Origin of the sequence: Cryobacterium sp. TMB3-10, assembly GCF_004402305.1 — a bacterium.
Classification (GTDB): domain Bacteria; phylum Actinomycetota; class Actinomycetes; order Actinomycetales; family Microbacteriaceae; genus Cryobacterium; species Cryobacterium zongtaii.
Window position 1 is genome coordinate 105,922 of sequence record NZ_SOGH01000028.1, and the last position, 23,214, is coordinate 129,135.

Genomic DNA, 23,214 nt, shown 5'->3' on the forward strand with positions numbered 1-23,214 from the left:
AGGCGAACTACGGGCGCGGCAATTTCCTGTGGAGCGGATTGGCGGTGAATTGCGCACCGGCGCCCGACCGTCGTCCCGGGAGCGCGGACTCGACCACCTCCGGTTCGAAGGCACTGCGCGCAGACGAATCGATCAGGCCGAACGCGGCGGACCCCGCCGCAGACAGGTGGGGGGCACTCATCAGCCGGCGCGCGGGCGCGCGGCAGGTGGGACAGTCGACGGTCTCCGGGGCCGAACCCATCGGGTGCATCTGCTCGAAACGGGCGCAGACGTCGCACCTGAACTCATATATCGGCACGGGTTGTCCCCTGCATCGTCGTCTTCTCCCGGTGTCGCAGCATCGCTGGTGCGCTTCCCTGACCTGGTTCTGGACCGTCGTGTGAACATATTCGGGGTGACACCCGAAGTCAACAACGGCACGGGACCGGCTGATTCGGTCGGCGAGGGGAGATTTGCAACAGAACGTTAACACATCGGCACCACGTTGGACAGGTCCGAGACCTAGGATCGACATGCACGCGCTCCGTCTCCCTGACCCGCGACGACACCCCCCCAAGAATTTCGTGATCCACAGTGCAAGTGACAAGCTCGACTACCCGGTTTAGCCATTTCTTCACGCATCTACCAAGCAGGGCTCCATATTGACTTCCCCCCACTCCCCCCTTACGCCAGCTGAGACCCGAGACCGGGTACTTGGCGCGCGCGGCGTGCTCTTCGACCTTGACGGTGTGCTCACCCCCACCGCCGAGGTGCACATGAGCGCTTGGTCGCGACTGTTCACCCCGTTCCTCGAGTCGAAGGGCGTCAAGCCGTACACCGACGCCGACTATTTCGGCTTCATCGACGGCAAGCCCCGGTACGACGGCGTGCGGTCACTGCTGGCCTCCCGCGGCCTGTCCCTGCCCGACGGCGAGCCCACGGATGCGCCGGAGCTCGAGACCGTCTGCGGTCTCGGCAACCGCAAGAACAAGGCATTCAACGAGACCCTCGCCGAGGACGGCGTGAGCCCGTACCCCGGTTCGCTCCGGTTCCTCGACGCGGTCGTCGCGGCCGGCATCCAGGTCGCCGTGGTCACCAGCTCCCTCAACGGTGAGATGGTGCTCACCGCCGCGGGCCTGCGTAACAGGTTCGAGATCGTCGTCGACGGTGTGCGCGCCCGCGCCGAGAAGCTCGCCGGCAAGCCCGCCCCCGATACCTATGCGTTCGCCGCCGAGCTGCTCGGCCTCACCGCCGCCCAGTGTGTCGTCGTCGAAGACGCCGAGTCCGGCATCCAGTCCGGCCGCGCCGGCGACTTCGGCCTGGTGCTCGGTGTCGACCGCGGCGTCGGCGCCCACGTGCTCTTCGAGGCAGGGGCCGACACCGTCGTCACCGACCTCGACGAACTCCTGCCGCTGATCGGCAGCACCGTCCTGACCCCGAGTGGAGTGCGCGCATGACTCTTGACGCGACCATCCAGAACCTCTCCGACCCACTGGACCGCAGCCGGTTCCCGCTCGATGAGTGGGCGCTGGTGGAGACCGACTTCTCCGGCGAGGACATGGGCCGCACCGAGACCCTGTTCGCCGTCGGCAACGGTTACCTGGGGCTCCGCGGCAACGTCGACGAGGGCCGCGACGGCCACGTGCACGGCACCTTCATCAACGGGTTCCACGAGACCTGGCCCATCCGGCACGCCGAAGAGGCCTTCGGTTTCGCCAGGGTCGGCCAGACCATCGTCAACGCACCGGATGCGAAGATCATCCGCATCTACGTCGATGACGAGCCCCTGGTTCTCACCCTCGCCGAGCTGCTCAGCTACGAGCGCCGGCTCGACTTCGCCGACGGCATCCTGTCGCGGTCGCTGGTCTGGCGCACCCCGTCGGGCAAGCAGGTGCTGATCCGCTCGCGCCGCCTGGTGTCGTTCACCGAACGCCACCTCGCTGTGATCGAGTACGAGGTCACCATGCTCGATGCCGACGCGTCGGTCGTCATCTCCAGCCAGACCCTCAACCGGCAGGACGGCATCGGCGAGTACGACCGGCCCAAGTCCGGTTCGGCGAACGACTGGGATCCCCGCCGCGCCGAGACGTTCACCGACCGGGTGCTGCAGCCGCGGTTGAAGCGGGCCAACAACGGCCGCTACATCCTGGGCTTCCGGTGCACCAACTCCGGCATGACCATCGCCACGGCGTCCGACCACTCGATCGACACGATCAACGACTTCGACGAGTCGTCGCAGCTGGGCGACGACCTGGCCAAGCACGTGTACAAGGTGAAGGCCAAGATGGGCAACCCCATCCGCATCACCAAACTGCTCAGCTACCACACCTCGGCCGGGGTGCCCACGCACGAGCTCGCCGACCGGTGCGACCGCACCCTCGACCGTGCCAAGGAAGCCGGGGTCGCCGCGATCATCCAGGAGCAGCGCGACTGGCTCGACGCATTCTGGGCCCGCACGGATGTCGAGCTGCCCGGCCAGCCGGCCCTGCAGCAGGCCACCCGGTGGAACTTCTTCCAGCTCGCCCAGGCGTCCATGCGCGCCGACGGCCAGGGCGTCTCGGCCAAGGGGGTGTCCGGGTCCGGTTACGGCGGGCACTACTTCTGGGACACCGAGGTCTACGTGCTGCCGTTCCTCACCTACACGTCGCCGAACGCGGCCAGGAACGCCCTGCGCTTCAGGCACGGCATGCTCGACCACGCCCGCGCCCGCGCCACCGAGCTGAACCAGCTCGGCGCCCTGTTCCCGTGGCGCACCATCAACGGGCTCGAATCCAGCGCGTATTACGCGGCCGGCACGGCGCAGTACCACATCGACGCCGACATCTCCTATGCGCTCAGCCAGTACGTCGCGGCCACCGGCGACGAGGACTTCCTCGCCCGCGAAGCCATCGACATCCTGGTGGAGACCGCCAGGATGTGGGCCGACCTGGGCTTCTGGCGCGGCAACGGCAACGACGTCTTCCACATCCACGGCGTCACCGGCCCGGACGAGTACACCACCGTCGTCAACGACAACCTGTACACGAACATCATGGCCCGCTCCAACCTGCGTGCCGCGGTGAAGAGCGTGCGCCGGCTGTACTCGGTCGACCGGGCCTCGTTCGACTCCATGTCCGCACGGTTGAAGCTCGATGAGGCCGAGGTGATGGAGTGGTCCTTCGCCGCCGAGGCGATGCACATCCCCTTCGACCGCAACCTCGGCATCCACCCGCAGGATGCCCAGTTCCTCGAGAAGGAACGCTGGGACCTCACCGCGACGCCGCCGGAGAACCGGCCGCTGCTGCTGCATTACCACCCGCTGGTGATCTACCGTTTCCAGGTGCTCAAGCAGGCCGACGTGGTGCTGGCGCTCTTGTTGCAGGGCGACCAGTTCACGCCGGAAGAGAAACGTGCCGACTTCGACTACTACGACCCGCTGACCACGGGCGACTCCACGCTGTCGGATGTCGTGCAGTCGATCATCGCCGCCGAGGTGGGCTACCACGAGCTCGCGCTGAACTACTTCACCTCCGGGCTGTTCGTGGACCTCGCCGACCTGCACCACAACGCTCAGGACGGCGTGCACGTCGCCTCCGCCGGTGGCGTGTGGAGCGCGCTGGTCTACGGGTTCGGTGGCCTGCGCGACCACAGCGGGCGCATCACGCTCGACCCGCGCCTGCCGGAGGACTGGGATGAGCTGATCTTCAGGGTCACGCTGAAGGGCTCTCGCCTGCGCGTGGCCGTCACGCAGACCAGCGTGCACCTCAGCATCGAGGAGGGCACCGAGGCGCGGCTCACCGTGCGCGGCCTGCAGGTCATCGTGACTGCCGGCCAGCCGGAGACCGTTCCGTTGTCGCACCAGGGCGCCCGCGACCCCGGCGCTCCCACGGCGGCGCTCATCGAGGACACCCGTCGCGCCGACGGCACCGTGATCACCTCGTCGATCCCCACGATCGCGCACATCACCGAGCAGATGCCCACGCTCGACTAGCGTTCGCACCATTGCAGGGCCGCGCATCCACCCGGATGCGCGGCCCTGCTACGTTAACGTCACTGATCCGGCTCGCAGCGAGGACCTCCATGACGATCCAGGCGTATTTCGACACCATCAAGGCCAAAACCGGCCTCGACCCGGACGACTTCCGTGCCGCCGCGGCCGCCAAGGGCCTGCTCGGGCCCGACGTGAAGACCGCCCGCATCGTGGCCTGGCTGAAGGACGACTATGGCCTCGGCACCGGCCATGCGATGGCCCTCGTCTCGGCCCTGGGGCAGGTTTCCGGGCAGCGCCTGCCGGTCGACGAGAAGATCAACGCCCAGTTCGGCGGCGGCAAGGCGCACTGGCGGGGTACCTACGACGCCCTGGTCAGCCACGCCCGTGAGAGCGGCGAGGTGAACCTCGCTCCCACGAACAGCTACATCAGTCTGCTCAAGGGGACGAAGAAGTTCGCCATCGTGCAGGTCACCGCCGGCCGGCTCGACCTGGGCCTCAAGCTGCCCGGCGTCGATGGCGCCGACGCGCTGGAGGCATCCGGCAGCTGGAACAGCATGGTCACCCACCGGCTGCGCCTGGCCGAGCCCGACGATCTCACCGCCGAGGTGCTCGATTGGCTGCGGCGCGCCTACGAGGCTGCCTGACCCGCCCCGGTTACGGCTTCCAGACCATCAGCACGGTCACGCCGACCAGCAACAGGGTGACGATGCCGGATACGGCGGCGATACGCGGGTAACCGGCCACCCTGGCGGTACCGGCGGGGTTGGCCATCACCTCCTCGGCGGATGCGCGCAACGCCGGCACGACCAGCAGCACCGTGATCGGTCCGGTCTCCCCCGCCCGCGATGGACGAGCTCTAGAGCCGGCGGAGGGTTTCCAGCACCACCACGGCCGAACGTTCGGCCGCATCGTCAACGTGGGTGAGGTGATCGCCCACGGGTCCGCACAGATCCGAGATGCCGCGGATGGCCACAAAGGGCACCCCGTGGGCGAAGCAGGTCTGCGCGATTCCCACGGTTTCCATGTCGGTGCAGAGCACCCCCGGGAACAGCTCGCGCAGTGTCTCGGCGAGCTCGGCGCCCACGAACTTGTCGTTGGAGACCATCAGCCCGCGCTGCACGACCAGGGCCGACCCGTCGGGCATCCGGGTGGGCGTTTCGGCGGCGTCGAGGGCAGCGGCCGCGCCGGCATACCGGGCGGGCATGCCGGGCACCTGGCCGAGGGCGTAGCCGAAGGGGCGCGCATCCGCGTCGCTGTTCAGGCAGTCGCTGCCGATCACGACCTCACCGACCCGCACCTCTACGCCCACGCCGCCGGCCGAGCCGGCGCTGATCACCAGCGGCGCGGCCACAGGGTCACCCGCCCGGGCGGCGAGAATCGCGGATGTCGTCGCACCGGCCGCATTGACCAGCCCGATACCGCCCTGCACGAGCAGCACATCGCGCCCGGCCAGCGTCAGCCGGTACTGCAGGGCCTTGCCCACGGTGACCGGTTCGGCGGCGACGGTGGCCGCCGCCAGGAACGGCGCGGCCTCCTCCGCCATGGCGACCAGGACGATCGCGTCGGGGCTGTCAGGGATGAGGGTGCTCGCGCCGAGGGTGTCTACGCTGCTCATGCGGTGACGTTGGCCCAGCCGTCGCGGCCGGCCAAGAACACCGTCACGGCCTCCTGGGCGGCGCTCAGCGAGTGGTTCGCGCCCCAGCCGCACTGCACCTCGTTGGCCGCCGGCACCTCGGAGGCGCCGAGGATGTCGGTCATGGTGGCCTCGATCAGCTCGAGCACCTCGGTGAACTCCGGTCGTCCCTGCAGGATCAGGTAAAAACCGGTCTGGCAGCCCATCGGCGAGAAGTCGATGACCCGGTCCGAGTGGTTGCGGGAGTGCTCGGCGAAGAGGTGCTCGATCGAGTGCACCGCCGGCATCTCCAGGTGGGCGACGTTGGGCTGAGTGAAGCGCACGTCATATTTCACGATGACATCGCCCAGCGGCAGCACCTTGGTGTCGGCCAGGCGCACGTACGGCGCGACGACGGTGCGGTGGTCGAGGTTGAACGACTCGACGTTCATGCGCGGCTGATTCACGGGATCTCCCTGACGACTGTGGTGTCAGCTCGGTTCGAGGTGACCAACCGACAGTAACAGGCAGGCCTTGAGTCGGCCGTGAGTGTTCAGCCGGGCGCCTGGCTCCGCGTGGCACACCGTCCAGGTCGGTGCGGGATACTGGCTCGATGACAGCACGGGGGTTCTTACGGATGACGGCCGGCGCGGGGGTCGGGGCGCTGGCGCTGGCGCTTACGCTGACGGGGTGCGCGGCCTGGGCAGGGCCCGCCGACGGGCCACCGACAGAGGTCACTACGGTGGTCGACGAGGCCCTGACCGAGATCCGGGCCACCCCCGGGGTGGCCAGTGTGACCGCGGACATCCGGGTCAGCGACGGCTTCGCCCAGTCCGACAAGTCGCCCACCGCACCGGACCTGTGGGACGCCCACTTCACGGTGCAGGCCGACGACTCGAACGTGGACGTGCCGGCTCTGGCGGTGTCGGTCGACTCGGCTGCCCAGAACGGCACGGTCTCGATGAGTTCCGTCGTGCGGATCCCTGGCGAGAAGGGCGGCGCCGACGTGTCGCTGAGCTTCTCGCCGCCCGGCATCGGCGTCATCACCAGCCTCGATCCTGAGCAGATGGCCGACGCGGCCGTCGCCCTGCGCGACCTGCCTGGAACCCTGTCGGTGTCGGTGTTCCAGCACGGTGAGCCTGTCGGCATCGAGGTCGAGTCCGCCTCGGTCTGGGCCGACCTGACAACAACAGTCCGGGCACTGCCCGGTTTCGGCAGCGGAGCCCTGCCGGCGATCACTCTCACCTCGCCGGCGGACGGCTCGAGCGAGGGCTCCTCCCTGACAATCGACCCCACTTCGCCCGGAACCGGCCTGGTACGGTTTCTCGCCGAGCTCAGCACAGACTTGGCGGTCACTTCCGTGTACTTCGACGGTGTCGACAACCGCAAGGACTCCGCAGCGTGGCGTCCGAACCTGAGGGTGCGGGTCGCGGCTCTCGGAGACGTCGAGGACGTGGCCGGCCTGCTGACCGAGCTCGACGACTCCCAGACCCAGGTCGACGGCCTGCCTCTGGCATCTTTCGACGTATCCCTGGCACCAGCCACCGCCACCGACTCACCAGAGACCTTGACGGGCTATCTGGGGCTCCCGCTCGGCTCGGCCGAGCCCGACGACAGGTTGGCCGGGCTGCCCGGCGCCACTCCCCCGGCCGTCGTCGATCCGGCGGATGCCACCACCCGGATTGCCGGCGACCTCGCCCTGGTGACGGCGCTGCTGGCTGCCGCCGGCGACGAAGCGGGCATCCGCGGGCCGGCCTCTGTCACCACCACGACGTGCACCGGCGGCTCCGACGAGCAGGTGACGGGCTCTGTCGTGATCCCGATCTTCGAGATCGCCGACAGCGCCGACGAGGCCTTCGACGCGATCACAACGGCCTGGGAGATCAGCGGCTTCAGCCGATCCGACCGTGCCATGGGAACAGACTTCTACTCCGTGCCGGACGGCAGCCTGGAGACCCTGTCGATCCGCGGCACCGCCGCGGGCATCTCGATCAACGCCACCGCGCCCTGCGTTCGTTCTCGATAGTCACCCGAGCGGGGCGGATGCGCCATACTTGCAGTCTTGGCGAGCGCGCCAGGGGGGATTCGGGGGAAACCATGTTCAGAGCCACGTCCACGCTGCCGATCGCGGCTCTGGTGCTGCTGGTGGCTCTCACCGGCTGCACACCGGGGACCAGCTTGATCCCGGAAAGCGCCGCCGATATCGCGGCTCGGGAGCTCGACGAGGTGGCCACGCCGGACTGGTCCGTCGACGCGTCCCTGGTCGGCGATCCCGCCGCGGCAGACGGCGTGGTTCTCGCCTACGCGAAGGCGTCCTCAGGTTCCCTGCAGGTCGTGGCCTGGGACGCCACGACCGGTGAACAGCTCTGGGCCGACAGCGCAGTGACCGGGGCGGCAACGGTCGGCGTGCAGGCGTCGGCCACCATCATCAGCGACGGCGACCAGCACTACGCCGCCTACCTTCGCCCGGGCGACGACAAAGACTGGCAGGACCTGGTGCTGGCGGACCTCGGCACGGGAACGCCTGTCCCGCTGACCGACAACCGGGTCTGGGCGACCAGCCGACCGTCATCCTGCGCCGACGGCACCGATATCTGTTTCACGGGCTGGAAGCAGACCGACTACGACGCCGGCAGCCTGAGTTACCGCTTCACCACCGCCGGAGGCGAGATCACCCCGGATACCGACGTCGTGCTGCCGGACTCGGCCCGCCTGATCGGCAACCGCGTCTATTCCACCAATAGCCGACCCCCGGAAGGCACCGAGATGCTCGGCAGCAGCGCCGACGGCGAGTTTCTCTGGGAGCGCCCCTATCAGGATGTCTTCGGTGAGGGCACCTCGTCCGACGGCGGTTGGTTCTGGACCAAAGAGAAAACCACCGGCCTGTTGATCGGCGCCGGGGGCCTGTTCGACGCGTCCCGTGCGGACGCCACCGAATACACCGACGACGCAACGCAGCAGCGCGTCGTGGCGCTGGATCCAGAGTCCGGTGAGAGCGTCTGGAGCCTCGACGGAGCCGAGTTCTGTGACTATTACGTGCGTGAAGAGGCGCGGGCCGACGGCAAGCGCACCTTCTGCGTCATCAACTCCGGTACAACATCGGTCGTCAAGAAAGCAGACGGGTCGGGCTTCGACGTCACCCGCACCGACTTCGACGTCGATCTCGTCGGGGTCGACGTGGCAACAGGGGAGATCGACTGGACCCTCCCGCTGGGCGGCGACGACTACAACGGCACCGGCGACGAGAAGGAATCGACCTTCGCCTCATTCTCTGCCGACAGCGTCAGGCTCATCGACGGCGAACCGACGATCGTGAACCTCATCACCGGGGAGCACTCCGACGCCTCGGAGGAGGCCGTCTACGCCTGCTCCATCCAGCGCGAGCCGCTGATCGCGATGTACCCCGGAACCGGCGAGAGCACGTCGTTCGGTGGCGGCGACGACCACCAAGCCTGCGAAGCGACCGGAGAGCTCAGTGACACGTTCTCGATCGGGTCGGTGCGGATGGTCGGGGTCGACGCCGGAGCCGGGCGACTGATCGTCGCCTCCCCCGGCGCCCTCCTCGGCTTCACCGTCGAGGACTAGCCAGGGTTACGGCACCCGGTAGCCCGCGGCGCGGAACAGCTCGTACCACTCTGAGCGGGTGAGCGAGATCTCCGAGCCGAGCGCGGCCGCGGCCACCCGCTCAGGGCTGGTGGTGCCGAGCACCACCTGCATCTGTGCGGGGTGGCGGGTGATCCAGGCCGTGGCGATGGCGATCGCGGGAACGTCGTAGGCAGCGGCGAGACGGTCGATGACCGCGTTCAGCTCGGGGTACTCCGCTGAGCCGAGGAAGACCCCGGTGAAGAAGCCGGCCTGGAACGGCGACCAGGCCTGAACCGTGATGTCGTTCAGCCGGCAGTAGTCCAGGATTCCGCCGCCGTCGAGGGTGAGCGACTGCTGCTCTCCGGCCATGTTCGCCGCCACGCCCTGCGCGACGATCGGAGCGTGGGTGATCGAGAGCTGCAGCTGATTGGCAACGAGCGGCTGTCGTACGTACTTCTTGAGCAGGTCGATCTGGCGCGGGGTGTGGTTGGAGACACCGAAGGCGCGCACCTTGCCGGCGGCGTCCAGCTCGTCGAAGGCCCTGGCGACCTCTTCGGGTTCGACAAGCGCGTCGGGGCGGTGCAGCAGCAGGATGTCGATGTGGTCCGTTTTGAGCGCGGCCAGGGAACCGTCCACCGAATCCATGATGTGTTCATAAGAGAAGTCGAAGTACGGCCCATCCCCCACGATCCCGGTCTTGGTCTGGATGGTCAGCTCGTCACGCTGCGACGGGGTGAGCTGCATCGCCTCGGCGAACCGGCGCTCGCACCCGTGCAGGTCGGTGCCGTACACATCGGCGTGGTCGAGGAAGTCGATGCCGGCGTCACGGGCGGTGCGCACCAGTTCGCGCACCTCGTCGTCGGTCTTCTCCGCGATCCGCATCAGGCCCAGCACAACGTTCGGGGCGACGATCTCGGTTCCGGGCATGGTGAAACGCTTCACGGTGGTCCTCTCGGTGATGCACCGGCGGCGGGTGCTGCACGTTCGAGCCTCTCGCGCCGCTGCGGTGTAATTCCACCGTAGGGACGCGCGGTGCAGAAGTACAACAACACTCACCGATGCCATTGAGAACCAGAACTGGTGAATCCGGTGAGAGCGTGACAGCGAGTGCAGTTCCGTATGCACCACCGAGAATGACGAAAGGCCCCCGGTTTCCCGGGGGCCTTTCCTGTTCGCGCAGATTATTCATCCATCGTGCACTTTTTCACTGTGCGCGAGGGGGGACTTGAACCCCCACGTCCTTTCGAACACTGGCACCTGAAGCCAGCGCGTCTGCCAATTCCGCCACTCGCGCGAACTTTGAAATCCTAGCATTCCGCAGGGCCTGAACGCCATTCGAGGGCTTCCGCCCCGACTCAGCCTGCCCCAGACCCGCGGAATGCCCCCCGTTAGTGGTCTGACCGCACTACCCCCGTAGGATGACTTCCCGTGCCCTGACCCGCCCATTGGGCGAGTTAACACGTGAGGCAAGTAACATGCTCATAGCCAAACGGACCGGATCGGGAGACCTGTGGGCATACTGGATAACTTTGAGAAAGGTCTTGAGCGCGCCGTAAACGGCGCTTTCGCCAAGACCTTCAAGTCGGGCGTGCAGCCGCTGGAGATCACCTCAGCGCTGCGTCGTGAGCTCGACACCAAAGCCGCGGTCGTGTCGCGGGATCGTATCCTGGCGCCCAATCGCTTCACCGTGCGCCTGGCCCAGGCCGACTTCGGCCGCATGAGAGATCTGGGCCCCGCCCTCATCGACGAACTCGTCCAGCTCGTGCAGCAGCACGCGTCCTCGCAGGGTTATCAGTTCACCGGCGTCGTCTCGATCACGTTCGCCAACGACCCCGGCCTCAGCGAGGGCATGGTGCAGATCGATTCCACCTCCGTCAACGGCAGCGTGGCCTGGACCCCGGTCGTTGACATCAACGGGCACCGTCATCAGCTCGTCAAGTCCCGCACGGTGATCGGCCGCGGCTCGGACGCCGACATCACCATCGACGACACCGGCACCTCCCGCCGCCACGTCGAGATCATCTGGGACGGCGCCCGCGCCCAGGTACGCGACCTCGGCTCCACCAACGGCTCCCAGCTGAACGGCTCCCCCGTCAAACAGGCCATCCTCGAGCCCGACTCGGTCATCACCATCGGGCGCACCAGCATCGTCTTCAGGGTCGTCGCCCAGGCCGGCACCGACAGAACCGAGGCCCGCCGGGTCGACGAGTCCACCCAACGGCACGATATGGGCGGTTTCTGGGGGCCGAACACATGAATCCCAGTGAACTGACCCTTCTTGTCCTGCGCCTGGCGTTCCTGCTGGTGCTCTGGCTGTTCATCTTCGGCATCGTCTACGCCCTCCGCAGCGACCTGTTCGGCCAGCGAGTGCGCAAGATGTCCACGGATGCGCCCGCAGCGGCACCCGTACCCTTCGCCACCCCGCCACCCGCGCCGGTACCCGCCGGAGCGTTCGCGCAGCCCCCGGCGGCCTCGGCCTCCGCTCCCACCGAGCAGTTCTCCCGCCAGCAGGCCGCTCCGCTTCCGCAAGCCGGGCCAGAGAAGGCCACCGCGCAGACCGCCACCCGCCTGGTCATCACCTCCGGACCCAAGGCCGGCACCGAGTTCCCGCTCGGCACCGAGCCGGTCACCATCGGCCGGTCCAGCGATTCGAGCCTGGTCATCCGGGACGACTACACCTCCACCCACCACGCACGGCTGATGCTGTGGCATGACGACTGGATGGTGCAGGACCTGGATTCCACCAACGGCACCTTCCTCGACGGCAAACGTGTTGCCGTGCCAACGTCGGTGCCGCTGAACGCCACCGTGAAAATCGGCGCGACGAGCTTCGAGCTTCGGCGGTAGTGCATGGCATCGGTTAGTCACAGCGCAGCCGCGTCCAACGTTGGCAAGATTCGGTCCAACAACCAGGACTCCGGGTACGCGGGACACACCCTGTTCGTCGTGGCCGACGGCATGGGCGGACACGCCGGTGGTGACGTGGCGTCGGCCATCGCCACCAAGCGCATCATGGAGGCCGACACGGCCTACCTGTCGGCTCAGGACGCCGAGTTCGCGCTCCAGGCTGCGCTGATCGCCGCGAACTCGCAGTTGGCCGAGACTGTTTTCGAGCACGCCGAACTCACCGGCATGGGCACCACCGTCAGCGCCCTCGTGGTGCTCGATGACCAGGTCGCCATCGCGCACATCGGTGATTCCCGGATCTATCTGTTCCGGGACGGTGAGCTGTCGCAGATCACCACCGACCACACCTTCGTGCAGCGCCTCGTCGACAGCGGTCGCATCACCGAGGCCGAAGCCATGGTGCATCCGCGCCGGTCGGTGCTGATGCGGGTGCTCGGCGACGTCGAGTCCTCTCCGGAGATCGACACCTCGATCCTGGCCACCCGGGCGGGCGACCGCTGGCTGATCTGTTCCGACGGGCTGAGCGGCGTGGTGTCGAACACGGGCATCGGCAACGCCCTCCGATCCTCGCTCGATGCGCAGGCCGTTGCCGACCGCCTGGTCAAGGAGAGCCTGGACGGCGGCGCGCCAGACAACGTCACCATCGTCGTCGTCGACATCGGTTCCGGCGGAGAACGACTGGGTGAGCCGATCGTGGTCGGCTCCGCCGCGGCGCCGCTGGCGTTCGGTGAGGAGCCGGTGCGCACCCGCGCACCCCGCATCCCTTCGCTGCGACTGCACCCCGTGCGGGAAACCCACTTCGAACCCGACTCCCAGGACTACCTGTCCGAACTCATCGAGGAAGACGCGCGACGCGCCACACGCCGCAAGGTCACCTGGCTGGCTGCCATCGTGCTGCTGATCGTGACCATCGTCGGTGCCGCGTTGCTGGGTTACCAGTGGACGCAGAGCCGGTACTTCGTCGGCGTCGAAGGCAGCACCGTCGCGATCTACCAGGGCATCCAGCAGGATCTGGGCCCGCTTAAACTCTCCAGCGTCTACGAAGACACCAACCTGGAGCTGAACCAGCTGCGCGTCTACGACCGCCAGCTGGTGGAGCGCACCATCAACGCGTCATCCCTGGAAGACGCCAAACTCATCGTGGAACGGTTGAGCAATGCCCCGGCAGAGTAAAACGACCTCGGATGCCCGCGAGGCGGCCCCGCAGACCGGCAAAATCCGCCGGTTGCACCTGCCTCAGAAGCTGCGCAATCTCGAGCTGTTTCTGCTGATCCTCGCCTGCGGCATCAACCTGGGCGCCGTCGTGCTCGTGCAGCTGGGCGCACTCGGCCAGATCGACACCACCCTGGTGCTCCTGGGCGCGAGCTTGTCCGGCCTGGTGTTCGCGATGCACATCGTGCTGCGTTTTGTCGCGCGGGAAGCCGACCCGTTCATCCTGCCCATCGCCACCCTGCTCAACGGCATCGGCATCGCGATGATCTACCGCATCGATATCGCCAACGAGGAGGCCGGCTGGGCCAGCGCCGCCGTGCGGCAGACCGTGTGGAGCGGGTTGGCCATCGCCCTCGCCATCGCCGTGCTCCTCATCATCCGCAACCACCGCGTGCTGTTCAGGTACACCTACGTCGCCGGCTTTGTCGGCGTTCTGTTGTTGCTGCTGCCGCTGGTTCCCGGTCTCGGCCGCGAGGTCAGCGGTGCCAGGGTCTGGATCGGCTTCGGCTCGTTCGCCACCTTCCAGCCCGGCGAGATCGCCAAGATCGCCCTGGCCGTGTTCTTCGCCGGCTACCTCGTGCGCAACCGCGACAGCCTCTCCATGGTCGGCAAAAAGTTCCTGGGAATGCGTTTCCCGCGTCTGCGCGACCTCGGCCCGATCCTGGTCGTCTGGGCCCTGTCCATGTCGGTCATCATCTTCCAGCGCGACCTGGGCACAGCCCTGTTGTACTTCGGACTGTTCCTGGTGATGCTTTACCTCGCCACCGGCCGGCTCAGCTGGGTGCTGCTGGGCATGGGCCTGTTCCTCGGTGGGGCCCTCATCGCCAGCCAGACCCTCGAGTACGTCAACGGCCGGTTCACCAACTGGCTGGATGCGCTCAACCCGGCCGTCTACGACGCAGCCGGCGGCAGTTACCAGCTCGTTCAGGGTCTCTTCGGCCTCGCCAAGGGCGGGTTGATCGGCACCGGCCTCGGCCAGGGCCGTCCGGAACTCACCCCGGTCCCCCAGAGCGACTACATCATCGCCAGCCTCGGCGAAGAACTCGGCCTGGCCGGCGTCTTCGCGATCCTGGCCCTGTACCTGCTCCTGGTCGCCCGCGGCTTCCGTATCGGCTTCGCCGGTCAAGACGACTTCGGCAAGCTTCTCGGCGTCGGACTCTCCTTCGTCATCGCCCTGCAGTGCTTCATCGTCATCGGCGGTGTCACCCGTGTCATCCCGCTCACCGGCCTCACCACCCCGTTCCTGGCCGCCGGTGGCTCCTCCCTCGTCGCCAACTGGATCATCGTGGCCCTGCTGCTGCGATTGTCCGACACTGTGCGCAACCAACCTCGGCTGGTGGTCTAGATGAATCGTGAACTCAAGCGCGTGAGCATCGTCGTGATGCTCATGTTCGCCGCCCTGCTCGGATCAACCTCCGTCGTGCAGGTCTTCCAGGCCGATAACCTCGCGGCGGATGACCGGAACACCCGCACCCTTCTCGACAGCTACTCCGTCGAGCGCGGCGCGATCCTCGCCGGCGGCGAGCCGATCGCCCAGTCGATGCCGGTCGATGACAACTACAAGTTCCAGCGCACCTACAGCAACGGCTTGCTCTACGCCCCGATCACCGGCTTCATCCCGGTCAACGGTGCGCCCACCGGGCTGGAGCAGGCCCTCAACGGCGAGCTCAGCGGCACCTCGAATGCGCAGTTCTTCGACCAGGTCTCCAGCCTGGTCACCGGCCAGGACCCCACGGGCGCCTCGGTCGAGACCAGCATCGACCCGGTCGCGCAGCAGGCCGCCTGGGATGCGCTGGGCGACAACACCGGCTCCGTCGTCGTCACCGAGCCCAAAACCGGCCGGGTGCTCGCGATGGTGTCCAAGCCGAGCTACGACCCCAACACCCTCGCCGTGCACGACAGTGCCGCGGTCAACGACACCTACGACGCCCTCGTCAACGCTCCGGGCAACCCGCTGATCAACCGGGCCATCAATTCGCTCAACCCGCCCGGTTCGGTGTTCAAGCTCGTGGTGGTGGCCGCGGCCCTGGAATCGGGTCAGTACACCCCGGAGAGCACGTTCCCGAACCCGGCGACCTGGACGCTGCCCAATTCCAGCTCCGTCGTGATCAACTCCGGCGGCGGCACCTGCGGTTCGGGCGACACCGTCACCATCGCCACGGCGCTCAAACTGTCCTGCAACATCCCCATGGCCGAGCTCGGCCTGGCGCTCGGCGATGACGCCATCCGCGCCATGGCAGAGAAGTTCGGTTTCAACTCCGAATTCACCATCCCCCTGTCGGTCACCGCCAGTGAGTATCCCGAAGACCCCGACGACGCGCAGACTGCCCTGTCGGCTTTCGGCCAGACCAGCGTGCGCGCCACACCACTGCAGATGGCGCTGGTCTCAGCGACGATCGCCAATGGAGGTATCGAAATGCAGCCCAACCTGGTCGATGAAATCCTGGCACCGGACCTCAGCCCGTTGCAGACCTTCGAACCCGTCGCCGCCGACCGGGTGCTCAGCGCCGAAACCGCGGCGACCATGACCCAGATGATGGTCAACGGGGTCCAGGACGGGGCCGCGAGCAATGCAAGAATAGACGGAGTCGACGTGGCGGGAAAAACGGGGACTGCGGAGAACGGCGCCGATGACCCATACACACTGTGGTTCACCGGATTCGCCCCCGCGGCAGACCCGCAATACGCGATCACCGTTCTCATCGAAGATGGCGGGGGACTCGGTCAGACGGGGTACGGCAACTTGCTTGCCGCACCGATAGCGAAACAGGTACTAGAGGCGGTGCTGAATAAATGAGACCCACAGCAGGGCTCACCTTCGGGGGACGATACGAGCTGCAATCCCGCATCGCCATCGGCGGTATGGGCGAGGTTTGGCAGTCCGTCGACCTGGTGATCGGGCGCACAGTCGCCATCAAGATCCTCAAGGACGAGTACCTTGGCGACCCTGGATTCCTCGAGCGCTTCCGCGCTGAGGCCCGGCACGCCGCCCTGGTGAACCACGAGGGCATCGCCAACGTCTTCGACTACGGCGAAGAAGACGGCAGCGCCTTCCTCGTCATGGAGCTGGTGCCCGGTGAGGCGCTCTCCACGATCCTCGAACGCGAGCACACGCTGCCCGCCGACAAGGTCCTCGACATCGTCGCGCAGACCGCCGCCGCCCTGCATGCCGCGCACGCGGCCGGGCTCGTGCACCGCGATATCAAGCCGGGCAACCTGCTGATCACCCCAGAGGGCCGCGTCAAGATCACCGACTTCGGCATCGCACGTATCGCCGACCAGGTTCCCCTCACCGCGACCGGCCAGGTCATGGGAACGGTGCAGTACCTCTCGCCCGAACAGGCGAGCGGACGCTCGGCCTCGCCGACCACCGATATCTACTCCCTGGGCATCGTCGCCTACGAAAGCCTCGCCGGCCGGCGCCCGTTCACGGGCGAGTCCCAGGTGGCGATCGCGATGGCTCAGATCAACGAGCAACCACCGCCCCTGCCCGAAACGGTCTCGGAGCCGGTCCGTAACCTGGTGATCTCCTGCCTGGCCAAGAACCCAGCCGAGCGCCCCGCCTCGGCGGCGCACCTGGCTCGTGCCGCCATCGCGCTCCGCCGCGGTGACGTCGCGGCCGCTGCCGCATCCGTACCGGCCGTCATGACGGGCCTCACGCCCACAGCGGCCACCATGCTGATGCCCGGTGCCGGCAACGACCAGACCACCCAGTTGATGCCGTCAGCGTCCGGTGTGACACAGCCGGGCACCCGCGCTGAGGCGGCCGCCGCGGCAGCCGCAGCGGATCCCAAGAAAAAGAAGAAGCGCAGTCCCTGGACCTGGCCGCTGGTGGCGCTCATCTCCATCCTCGGTCTGGTTCTCGTCGGTACCCTGGTCACGCTGTTCATGCAGCCCGCCGCCACGCCGGAACCGGAACCCACGGTAACCTCCCAGACGCCGACTCCGCCGAAGACCACGCCCACGCCGACACCAACGCCGTCCACAAACATGGTGGAACTCGACCAGAACGAGTTCCTCGGTATGACCAGCTCTGAGGCACGGGACCGGCTCAGCGAGCTCGGTCTCAGCGCCAACGTGGTGGCGGACAAGGCCGCGCCCGACGCCGACCAGGTCGACAGGGTCTACGGGATCAACCCCACGGGTCGGGTCGCCGAGGGCACGCCGATCGAGGTGCGGGTCTATTCCGACTTCATTCCCGCGCTCCCCGACGCGCCCTCAGGCACGCCGTCGGCCACGCCGTCCACCGTCGCTCCCGCCGGTACCGTCACGGTCACCTGGCCGGGGCAGTCCTGCCCGGCCGGCCAGGAGCTCTCCGGTTACGAGCTGCTCGCCGAGGGCAACGGGGTCTCTTCCCCCGCTCGCACCGGGCCGGACACGACCACGACCACCGTCACGGCGGGCACCGGAAACTTCACCGTGAAGTTCCGGTACTTCTGCGGCGAGACGGCCTCCGACTACTCGGGCGCCAGCACGGTCACCGTGACGGCGCCGGTTGTGCCCGTCCCGACCCCCACCACGCCTGCAGGGTAGGTGCACCCGGTGGGCGCCCGCCGGTGCCCACCGGATCTTGACTAAAATGATCAACATTGTCCGCGAGCAGGGAGTTTTGCATTGAGTGATGAGGGCCGTCTGCTTGCTGGTCGATACCGCGTGGGGGCGTCGATCGGCCGCGGAGGCATGTCCGACGTGCACATCGGCACCGACTCCAGGCTCGGCCGCACGGTGGCCATCAAGCTCCTCAAGTCCTCCCTCGCCGCGGACCCCGCCTTCCGCACCCGGTTCCGCCAAGAAGCCCAGGCCGCCGCGCGAATGGCGCACCCGACGATCGTTCGGGTCTTCGACGCCGGCGAAGAAACCATCACCGAGGACAACGGCAACGAATCGCAGATCCCGTTCATCATCATGGAGTTCGTCGACGGGCGTCTGCTCAAGGACATCATCCGTGAGGGTCCGATCGACTCCGTCGAGGCCGTGCGCATCATCGACGGGGTCCTGACCGCCCTGGAGTACTCGCACCGTGCCGGTGTGGTGCACCGGGACATCAAGCCCGGCAACATCATGATCACCAAGGCCGGCCAGGTCAAGGTGATGGACTTCGGTATCGCCCGGGCCATCTCCGACTCCGCCACGACGGTCGCCCAGACCACCGCCATCCTCGGCACCGCCTCGTACTTCTCCCCCGAGCAGGCCAAGGGCGAGTCGGTGGATGCCCGCACCGACCTGTACTCCAGCGGTGTGGTGCTCTTCGAAATGCTTACGGGCCGCCCACCGTTCCGGGGCGACACCCCCGTCGCCGTGGCGTACCAGCATGTCAGCGAAGCCCCGGTCAAGCCCAGCTCCATCAACCCCAAGGTGTCCCCCGCGCTGGATACCGTAGTGGTACACGCCCTGGCCAAGGACCGCTTCGGCCGTTACCAGAGCGCCGTCGAGTTCCGCAACGACGTCGAAACGGCCGGCGCCGGCCACATTCCCGTGAAACGCCCGGCGGACGATGTCGCCGGCGGCCTGTTCGGCGCGCCTCCAGAGGTGGAATCGAGTTCGGAGCTCGCCCTCAAACAGCTTGCCGAAGACCAGACCATGGACCGTACCCAGCGTCGCCCCCCGGTGATCTGGATCTGGGCCGGCATCGTCAGTGTCATCGTCATCGTCATCGCCGTGATGTTCTGGGCGCTGAGTCTCACCCCCAGCAACAACCTGCCCGACACGTCACGCCGGGTTCCGGTCCTCACCGGCTTCAGCTACGACGACGCTCAGGATGCGTTGCTGGAATTGGATCTCGCCGCCACGAAGGCCGAAGAGAGCAGTCCCACCGTGGCCAAGGACGAGGTCATCCGCACCGATCCGCCGTCCGGCACCATCGCACCGCCGGCCACCGTCGTCAAGGTCTACGTGTCGTCTGGCGCTGAGCTTGTCGATATGCCGGATACCACCACGCAGCCGTTCGCTGCGGCCGAACCGTTCCTCACCGAACGCGGCTTCGTGTCTGGCTCGGTGACCACCGAGAACTCTCCGGACGTTCCGGAGGGCATCGTGCTGAAGACCATCCCGGCTCCGGAAGAGAAGACGCCGGTCGGCTCCACGGTGGACTTCACGGTGTCCAGCGGCCTGGTGACCATGCCCAACGTCGTCGGCCAGGCCCTCACCGCGGCCACCGCGCTCCTGCAATCCGACAACACGCAACTGGAGTTGGAGCTCGAGCCCGACTACACCTGTGACAGCGCCGACGGCTCACCGGTCACCAAGCAGTCGCTGCCACCCGGCGATGTGCCGCAGAAGTCTGAGGTCGTCCTGATCTACTGCGCCGGCTAACCAGCCGCCAACGCCGCGCAGGCCGTCTCACCGGGTCTCGACAGGCTCGACGTGCACTGGGCACGCCCTCGATCCTGTCCGGACCACCTGAGGCCGCGGAGCAGTCAGTTGAGCTTGAGCATCGGGGTGAGGTGCTTGGCCGTCTCGCGCGCATCGGGCAGGCCGGCCAGCGCCAGCCAGTTGGCCACCATCAGGTAGCCCCCCTCCGTCAGCACCGACTCCGGATGGAACTGCACCCCGAGGATCGGCGCCGAGACGTGCCGCAGTCCCATGATCACTCCGCCCTGGGTGCGCGAGGTCACTACCAGATCGCTGGGGACGGTTCCGTCCACCACGGCCAGGGAGTGGTACCGGGTGGCCGTGAAGGGCTGGGGCACCCCGTCGTAGAACTCGCTGCCGTCGTGAGTGATCTGCGAGGTCTTGCCGTGCATGAGCTCTTCGGCGTTGGTGACTGTCGCACCGAAGGCCTCGGCGATGGCCTGGTGGCCCAGGCACACCCCGAACAACGGCTGATTGGTCGCGAGGGCCGCTTCCACCGCCGCGATCGATACCCCGGCGTCGGACGGCTTGCCGGGGCCGGGGGAGACGAGCACCCCGTCGAACTCGGCGAGGCGGGCGGCCACATCCGCGGCCGGGAAGGCGTCGTTACGCACGACCTCGGTCTCGGCGCCCAGCTCCCGCAGGTATCCGTTGAGGGTGTAGACGAAGCTGTCGTAGTTGTCGATTACAAGGATGCGGGTCATGGGACGCCCACCGTCACTTCCTGGTTGTTGACCATCGTGTCGACCCAGGGAAATACCCAGGTGGCGAGGGAATAGAGCACCGCGGCCAGGAGCACCAGAACGAGCAGGATGCGCACCCAGACCGGTCCGGGCATCAGGCGCCAGATTGCTGCGTACATCGGATGTTCCTTCGGTCTTCTGTGTCGCGGGTGGAGGGAGGGGCCGCTAAGCGGCCGGGAGCAGAGCCGCCAGCTCGGCCGGCGGCCCTGCCGAGGTTGGCTGCCAGGACTCGAACACACCGTAAGCGATGATCCGTTCAGCGGTGGACAACAGCGGGTTGCAGGTGGTGAGGGCGATCAGCCGATCCACCGGTGTGCCGTCAGGGTTGTGCGGGACCGGTGCGATGGCCTCGACGGCGCTCGGCGGCACGTACTCCATGTCGCGGAACCTGTAGGTGTAGTAGCCGTCGGCGGTCTGCACGTAGATCGCATCGCCCAGCTGCAGCTCGTTGATCAGGTGCATCCCGCCGCCATTGGCGCTGCGGTGGGAGGCGATCGCGAAGTTACCCACCTCCCCGGGCATTTGGGTGCCCGGGTAGTGGCCGATGCCGAGGTCGGGGCTGTTCAGTACATTGGTGCCGATGCCCTCGGCGATGGTGCGCTTGTAGGTGTCGCCGAAGCGCGGCACGTACAGCACGGCGAAGGCCGTCTGATCACCGGGGGCCGTCGCAACCACGGGATTGCCGAATCCCGTCTCGGCAGCCGGAGCCGGTGCCGGGTCTGGCTTGACGTCTTCGACCCAGCCCTGGCTGATCGACTCCGCCGCACGCGACTGGGAGGCAGCCATCACGGCGTCGTTCCACCAGAGCTGCCAACCCAGGAAGAGCAGCACGAGCACGCCGCCCGTGATCAGCAGTTCACCGAGGACGCCGAACACGCTCACCCGGGGGCGCACCCGCGCCTTCGGCCCGCGAAGGGCTCTCCGCCCGCGCAGGGCCGCAACTTCGGTCTTGGCCGACTCGGTCATGCAGTCGATTCTAATCGGGGCGCACATGGTGATCTGCCGACAGTTCCGGCAGGCCCGCGCAGGCAGTGACGCTAGAATCGCAGGCATGGCACGCACAAATCCCCGAACCAAGCCCGCCCGCCCCGAGGCCCGCGCGGGCGAGGAAGCCCCGAACGCCGTCTGGTTCAAGCCCGTGATGTTCGGTTTCATGCTCATCGGGCTGGCCTGGATCATCGTCTTCTACGTGAGCCAGGGCGCCCTACCCGTCGCAGCGTTCGGATCGTGGAACATCCTCGTCGGTTTCGGGATCGCCTTCATCGGCTTCCTGATGACCACCCGCTGGCGCTGAGCCCGGTTGTTCACCACCCGTTCCGCGTGAATTAACCACCCGTTCGGGTAGTCAATTACAGCAGTGTAATTATCCCCAATGTGGAAACTCCTGTGGATAACTTTCTCCCGGGGTGTGGATAACCCTGGGGAAACTCAGTCGCCGGGCCGCCTAGACGAACAGCTTGGTCAGGCTCAAGGCGACAAGCAGGGCAGCGAAACCGCCGATCAGGGCCAACTGCAGGGTCCGCTTACTGCGCTGGCGGGTCTGCACGTAGATCAGGCCGATGACGGCACCGCCGATGAGACCACCCACGTGGGCCTGCCAGGCGACGTTGAGCCCGGGCAGGAAGCCGATCACCAGGTTGATCCCCACCAGGATCAACAGTTGGGTGGCGTTGCCGCCGAGCTTTCGCTGGATGACCAGGAACGCGCCCATCAGGCCGAAGATCGCCCCGGAGGCGCCCACCACGGCCACGCGCGGGTCGGCCAGGAACAGCACGCCCAGTGAACCGGCCAGGCCGCTGAGCAGGTAGAGCGTGAGGAATCGGCCGCGTCCGAGCATCCGCTCGAGGATCTGGCCGAAGATCCACAGGGTGTACATGTTCAGGAGCACGTGGAAGAAGAACCCCGTGGAGTGCACAACAATGCTGGTCAGCATTCGCCACGGTTCGAAGGCGACCGGGTAGGAGTACAGGCCGGCGTAGAGCAGCCGGTTGGTGACATCGAGCCCGGGAACGAGCTGCAGCAGGAAAACCACGACAGTCAGGGCGATGATCGAATAGGTGACCACCGGCTCGCCGGCAGCGGTCATGCGGCCGAGCCGGGTGCGGGCGGCCGATTTGGTGCGGGGCGCGCTCTGGCGTTGCTCGCGCATGCACTCGGGGCAGATGACACCGACGGCGGCCTGGGTCTGGCACTCGGGGCAGATGGTGCGTCCACAGCGCTGACAGAGGATAAAACTCTGCCTGCCCGGATGCCGGTAACAGAAGTTGGCGGCGGTTCCGGGCAGGCTCATGAGCGGGGGTGGTCCTAGACCTGCTCGACGGTGATGCTCTCGATGACGACGTCGGTGAGCGGACGGTCGCGGCCATCGGTCGGCACGGCAGCAAGCTGCTCGACGATCGCACGGGACGCCTCGTCCTCGACGGCGCCGAAGATGCTGTGCTTGCCCTGCAACCAGGTGGTGGGCACGACGGTGATGAAGAACTGCGAACCGTTGGTGCCGCGGCCGCCCTGGATGCCGGCGTTGGCCATGGCGAGGACGTACGGCTGGGTGAAGTCGAGTTCGGGGTTGATCTCGTCGTCGAACTGGAAGCCGGGTCCGCCGGTGCCCTGGCCCAGCGGGTCGCCGGCCTGGATCATGAAGTCCTTGATGATGCGGTGGAAGACGGTGCCGTTGTACAGCGGGTCGTTGGAGGTCTTTCCCGTGGCCGGGTGCTTCCACTCGATTTCGCCGGTGGCGAGGCCGACGAAGTTCTTGACGGTCTTCGGAGCGTGGTTCCCGAAGAGGTTGACCTTGATGGGTCCGAGGGTGGTATTGAGCGTGGCGACGGCAGTGTGCTTAGACATAGGGACAATTC

At 67.1% G+C, this 23,214-nt stretch carries 23 protein-coding genes and 1 tRNA gene; 13 read left to right on the forward strand and 11 right to left on the reverse strand.

What is annotated here, in order from left to right:
- Window positions 1-7: 7 nt before the first annotated feature.
- Window positions 8-514 carry a zinc ribbon domain-containing protein gene (locus E3T22_RS19510; RefSeq protein WP_255416758.1) on the reverse strand — a complete coding sequence of 169 codons (507 nt, stop codon included), beginning with the start codon at window positions 512-514 and terminating at the stop codon, window positions 8-10.
- 193 nt (window positions 515-707) lie between these two features.
- Between E3T22_RS19510 and E3T22_RS15010 the strand changes: the two genes are divergently transcribed.
- The 3 genes from E3T22_RS15010 (at window position 708) to E3T22_RS15020 (ending at window position 4,593) form a co-directional block, all read left to right on the forward strand.
- Complete coding sequence (locus tag E3T22_RS15010) at window positions 708-1,436, forward strand: HAD family phosphatase (protein ID WP_088454806.1); 729 nt, start codon at window positions 708-710, stop codon at window positions 1,434-1,436.
- Complete coding sequence (locus E3T22_RS15015) at window positions 1,433-3,949, forward strand: glycoside hydrolase family 65 protein (RefSeq protein ID WP_088454805.1); 2,517 nt, start codon at window positions 1,433-1,435, stop codon at window positions 3,947-3,949. Before E3T22_RS15010 ends, E3T22_RS15015 begins: the two co-directional genes overlap by 4 nt.
- A gap of 89 nt (window positions 3,950-4,038) precedes the next feature.
- Window positions 4,039-4,593, forward strand: coding sequence for a DUF4287 domain-containing protein (locus E3T22_RS15020; protein ID WP_088454804.1), 555 nt, complete (start codon window positions 4,039-4,041; stop codon window positions 4,591-4,593).
- A gap of 10 nt (window positions 4,594-4,603) precedes the next feature.
- On the opposite strand, the gene E3T22_RS19090 is transcribed toward E3T22_RS15020, so the two are convergent.
- From E3T22_RS19090 to E3T22_RS15030, 3 genes are read right to left on the reverse strand one after another with little or no spacing between them, the layout of a single operon-like run.
- Entirely contained in the window at window positions 4,604-4,765 is a 162-nt protein-coding gene (locus E3T22_RS19090) for a hypothetical protein (protein WP_166789303.1), read from the reverse strand.
- 40 nt (window positions 4,766-4,805) lie between these two features.
- On the reverse strand, window positions 4,806-5,564 hold the full coding sequence (gene mtnN, locus E3T22_RS15025) for a 5'-methylthioadenosine/S-adenosylhomocysteine nucleosidase (RefSeq protein WP_134479615.1): 759 nt from the start codon (window positions 5,562-5,564) through the stop codon (window positions 4,806-4,808).
- A complete protein-coding gene (locus E3T22_RS15030) occupies window positions 5,561-6,013 on the reverse strand; it encodes an S-ribosylhomocysteine lyase (RefSeq protein WP_088457783.1) in 453 nt (150 codons plus the stop codon). The genes mtnN and E3T22_RS15030 overlap by 4 nt, the downstream gene beginning before the upstream one ends.
- 161 nt (window positions 6,014-6,174) lie before the next feature.
- On the opposite strand from E3T22_RS15030, the gene E3T22_RS15035 reads away from it, so the two are divergent.
- Window positions 6,175-7,587, forward strand: a complete 1,413-nt coding sequence (locus E3T22_RS15035; RefSeq protein ID WP_134479616.1) for a hypothetical protein — start codon at window positions 6,175-6,177, stop codon at window positions 7,585-7,587.
- Between the two features lie 71 nt (window positions 7,588-7,658).
- Entirely contained in the window at window positions 7,659-9,146 is a 1,488-nt protein-coding gene (locus E3T22_RS15040) for a PQQ-binding-like beta-propeller repeat protein (protein WP_134479617.1), read from the forward strand.
- Window positions 9,147-9,152: 6 nt separating this feature from the next.
- Here E3T22_RS15040 and E3T22_RS15045 read toward each other — a convergent pair whose 3' ends face one another.
- A complete protein-coding gene (locus tag E3T22_RS15045; protein WP_134479618.1) occupies window positions 9,153-10,088 on the reverse strand; it encodes an aldo/keto reductase family oxidoreductase in 936 nt (311 codons plus the stop codon).
- A gap of 268 nt (window positions 10,089-10,356) precedes the next feature.
- Window positions 10,357-10,440 (reverse strand) — tRNA-Leu (locus tag E3T22_RS15050).
- 216 nt (window positions 10,441-10,656) lie between these two features.
- Between E3T22_RS15050 and E3T22_RS15055 the strand changes: the two genes are divergently transcribed.
- From E3T22_RS15055 to pknB, 7 genes are all read left to right on the forward strand, one after another.
- Window positions 10,657-11,403 (forward strand): DUF3662 and FHA domain-containing protein, encoded by a 747-nt coding sequence (locus tag E3T22_RS15055; RefSeq protein ID WP_134479619.1) that lies wholly within the window; start codon window positions 10,657-10,659, stop codon window positions 11,401-11,403.
- Entirely contained in the window at window positions 11,400-11,993 is a 594-nt protein-coding gene (locus E3T22_RS15060; RefSeq protein ID WP_088454798.1) for an FHA domain-containing protein, read from the forward strand. The genes E3T22_RS15055 and E3T22_RS15060 overlap by 4 nt, the downstream gene beginning before the upstream one ends.
- A 3-nt stretch (window positions 11,994-11,996) precedes the next feature.
- Window positions 11,997-13,226: a PP2C family serine/threonine-protein phosphatase gene (locus E3T22_RS15065; protein ID WP_088454797.1), complete on the forward strand. Its 1,230-nt coding sequence runs from the start codon at window positions 11,997-11,999 to the stop codon at window positions 13,224-13,226.
- Window positions 13,210-14,610: an FtsW/RodA/SpoVE family cell cycle protein gene (locus E3T22_RS15070; RefSeq protein ID WP_088454796.1), complete on the forward strand. Its 1,401-nt coding sequence runs from the start codon at window positions 13,210-13,212 to the stop codon at window positions 14,608-14,610. The genes E3T22_RS15065 and E3T22_RS15070 overlap by 17 nt, the downstream gene beginning before the upstream one ends.
- Entirely contained in the window at window positions 14,611-16,062 is a 1,452-nt protein-coding gene (locus E3T22_RS15075; RefSeq protein ID WP_134479620.1) for a penicillin-binding protein 2, read from the forward strand.
- A complete protein-coding gene (locus tag E3T22_RS15080) occupies window positions 16,059-17,798 on the forward strand; it encodes a protein kinase (protein ID WP_088454794.1) in 1,740 nt (579 codons plus the stop codon). The genes E3T22_RS15075 and E3T22_RS15080 overlap by 4 nt, the downstream gene beginning before the upstream one ends.
- An 81-nt stretch (window positions 17,799-17,879) precedes the next feature.
- Window positions 17,880-19,577, forward strand: a complete 1,698-nt coding sequence (gene pknB / locus E3T22_RS15085; protein ID WP_121678457.1) for a Stk1 family PASTA domain-containing Ser/Thr kinase — start codon at window positions 17,880-17,882, stop codon at window positions 19,575-19,577.
- A gap of 104 nt (window positions 19,578-19,681) precedes the next feature.
- Here pknB and E3T22_RS15090 read toward each other — a convergent pair whose 3' ends face one another.
- Genes E3T22_RS15090 through E3T22_RS15095 form a run of 3 tightly spaced genes read right to left on the reverse strand, consistent with a single transcriptional unit; the run spans window position 19,682 to window position 21,325 of the window.
- Window positions 19,682-20,320: an aminodeoxychorismate/anthranilate synthase component II gene (locus E3T22_RS15090; protein ID WP_088454792.1), complete on the reverse strand. Its 639-nt coding sequence runs from the start codon at window positions 20,318-20,320 to the stop codon at window positions 19,682-19,684.
- Complete coding sequence (locus E3T22_RS19095) at window positions 20,317-20,478, reverse strand: hypothetical protein (RefSeq protein ID WP_165787924.1); 162 nt, start codon at window positions 20,476-20,478, stop codon at window positions 20,317-20,319. The genes E3T22_RS15090 and E3T22_RS19095 overlap by 4 nt, the downstream gene beginning before the upstream one ends.
- 46 nt (window positions 20,479-20,524) lie before the next feature.
- A complete protein-coding gene (locus E3T22_RS15095; RefSeq protein ID WP_241983699.1) occupies window positions 20,525-21,325 on the reverse strand; it encodes a class E sortase in 801 nt (266 codons plus the stop codon).
- Between the two features lie 85 nt (window positions 21,326-21,410).
- On the opposite strand from E3T22_RS15095, the gene E3T22_RS15100 reads away from it, so the two are divergent.
- Window positions 21,411-21,653, forward strand: a complete 243-nt coding sequence (locus E3T22_RS15100) for a cell division protein CrgA (RefSeq protein ID WP_088454791.1) — start codon at window positions 21,411-21,413, stop codon at window positions 21,651-21,653.
- Between the two features lie 150 nt (window positions 21,654-21,803).
- On the opposite strand, the gene E3T22_RS15105 is transcribed toward E3T22_RS15100, so the two are convergent.
- Window positions 21,804-22,649: a rhomboid family intramembrane serine protease gene (locus tag E3T22_RS15105; protein ID WP_088454790.1), complete on the reverse strand. Its 846-nt coding sequence runs from the start codon at window positions 22,647-22,649 to the stop codon at window positions 21,804-21,806.
- 14 nt (window positions 22,650-22,663) lie between these two features.
- Window positions 22,664-23,203 (reverse strand): peptidylprolyl isomerase, encoded by a 540-nt coding sequence (locus tag E3T22_RS15110; RefSeq protein WP_088454789.1) that lies wholly within the window; start codon window positions 23,201-23,203, stop codon window positions 22,664-22,666.
- Window positions 23,204-23,214 lie beyond the last annotated feature (11 nt).

Bases quoted from the DNA above. Each gene is read 5' to 3' on its own strand.
- E3T22_RS15035 (WP_134479616.1), top strand. From the start codon at position 6,175: ATGACAGCACGGGGGTTCTTACGGATGACGGCCGGCGCGGGGGTCGGG.
- mtnN (WP_134479615.1), bottom strand. From the start codon at position 5,564: ATGAGCAGCGTAGACACCCTCGGCGCGAGCACCCTCATCCCTGACAGC.
- E3T22_RS15070 (WP_088454796.1), top strand. From the start codon at position 13,210: ATGCCCCGGCAGAGTAAAACGACCTCGGATGCCCGCGAGGCGGCCCCG.
- E3T22_RS15100 (WP_088454791.1), top strand. From the start codon at position 21,411: ATGGCACGCACAAATCCCCGAACCAAGCCCGCCCGCCCCGAGGCCCGC.
- E3T22_RS15090 (WP_088454792.1), bottom strand. From the start codon at position 20,320: ATGACCCGCATCCTTGTAATCGACAACTACGACAGCTTCGTCTACACC.
- E3T22_RS15105 (WP_088454790.1), bottom strand. From the start codon at position 22,649: ATGAGCCTGCCCGGAACCGCCGCCAACTTCTGTTACCGGCATCCGGGC.
- E3T22_RS15065 (WP_088454797.1), top strand. From the start codon at position 11,997: ATGGCATCGGTTAGTCACAGCGCAGCCGCGTCCAACGTTGGCAAGATT.
- E3T22_RS15080 (WP_088454794.1), top strand. From the start codon at position 16,059: ATGAGACCCACAGCAGGGCTCACCTTCGGGGGACGATACGAGCTGCAA.
- E3T22_RS15020 (WP_088454804.1), top strand. From the start codon at position 4,039: ATGACGATCCAGGCGTATTTCGACACCATCAAGGCCAAAACCGGCCTC.
- E3T22_RS19510 (WP_255416758.1), bottom strand. From the start codon at position 514: ATGTCGATCCTAGGTCTCGGACCTGTCCAACGTGGTGCCGATGTGTTA.
- E3T22_RS15095 (WP_241983699.1), bottom strand. From the start codon at position 21,325: ATGACCGAGTCGGCCAAGACCGAAGTTGCGGCCCTGCGCGGGCGGAGA.
- E3T22_RS15040 (WP_134479617.1), top strand. From the start codon at position 7,659: ATGTTCAGAGCCACGTCCACGCTGCCGATCGCGGCTCTGGTGCTGCTG.
- E3T22_RS19095 (WP_165787924.1), bottom strand. From the start codon at position 20,478: ATGTACGCAGCAATCTGGCGCCTGATGCCCGGACCGGTCTGGGTGCGC.
- E3T22_RS15030 (WP_088457783.1), bottom strand. From the start codon at position 6,013: ATGAACGTCGAGTCGTTCAACCTCGACCACCGCACCGTCGTCGCGCCG.
- E3T22_RS15060 (WP_088454798.1), top strand. From the start codon at position 11,400: ATGAATCCCAGTGAACTGACCCTTCTTGTCCTGCGCCTGGCGTTCCTG.
- E3T22_RS15075 (WP_134479620.1), top strand. From the start codon at position 14,611: ATGAATCGTGAACTCAAGCGCGTGAGCATCGTCGTGATGCTCATGTTC.
- E3T22_RS15015 (WP_088454805.1), top strand. From the start codon at position 1,433: ATGACTCTTGACGCGACCATCCAGAACCTCTCCGACCCACTGGACCGC.
- E3T22_RS15110 (WP_088454789.1), bottom strand. From the start codon at position 23,203: ATGTCTAAGCACACTGCCGTCGCCACGCTCAATACCACCCTCGGACCC.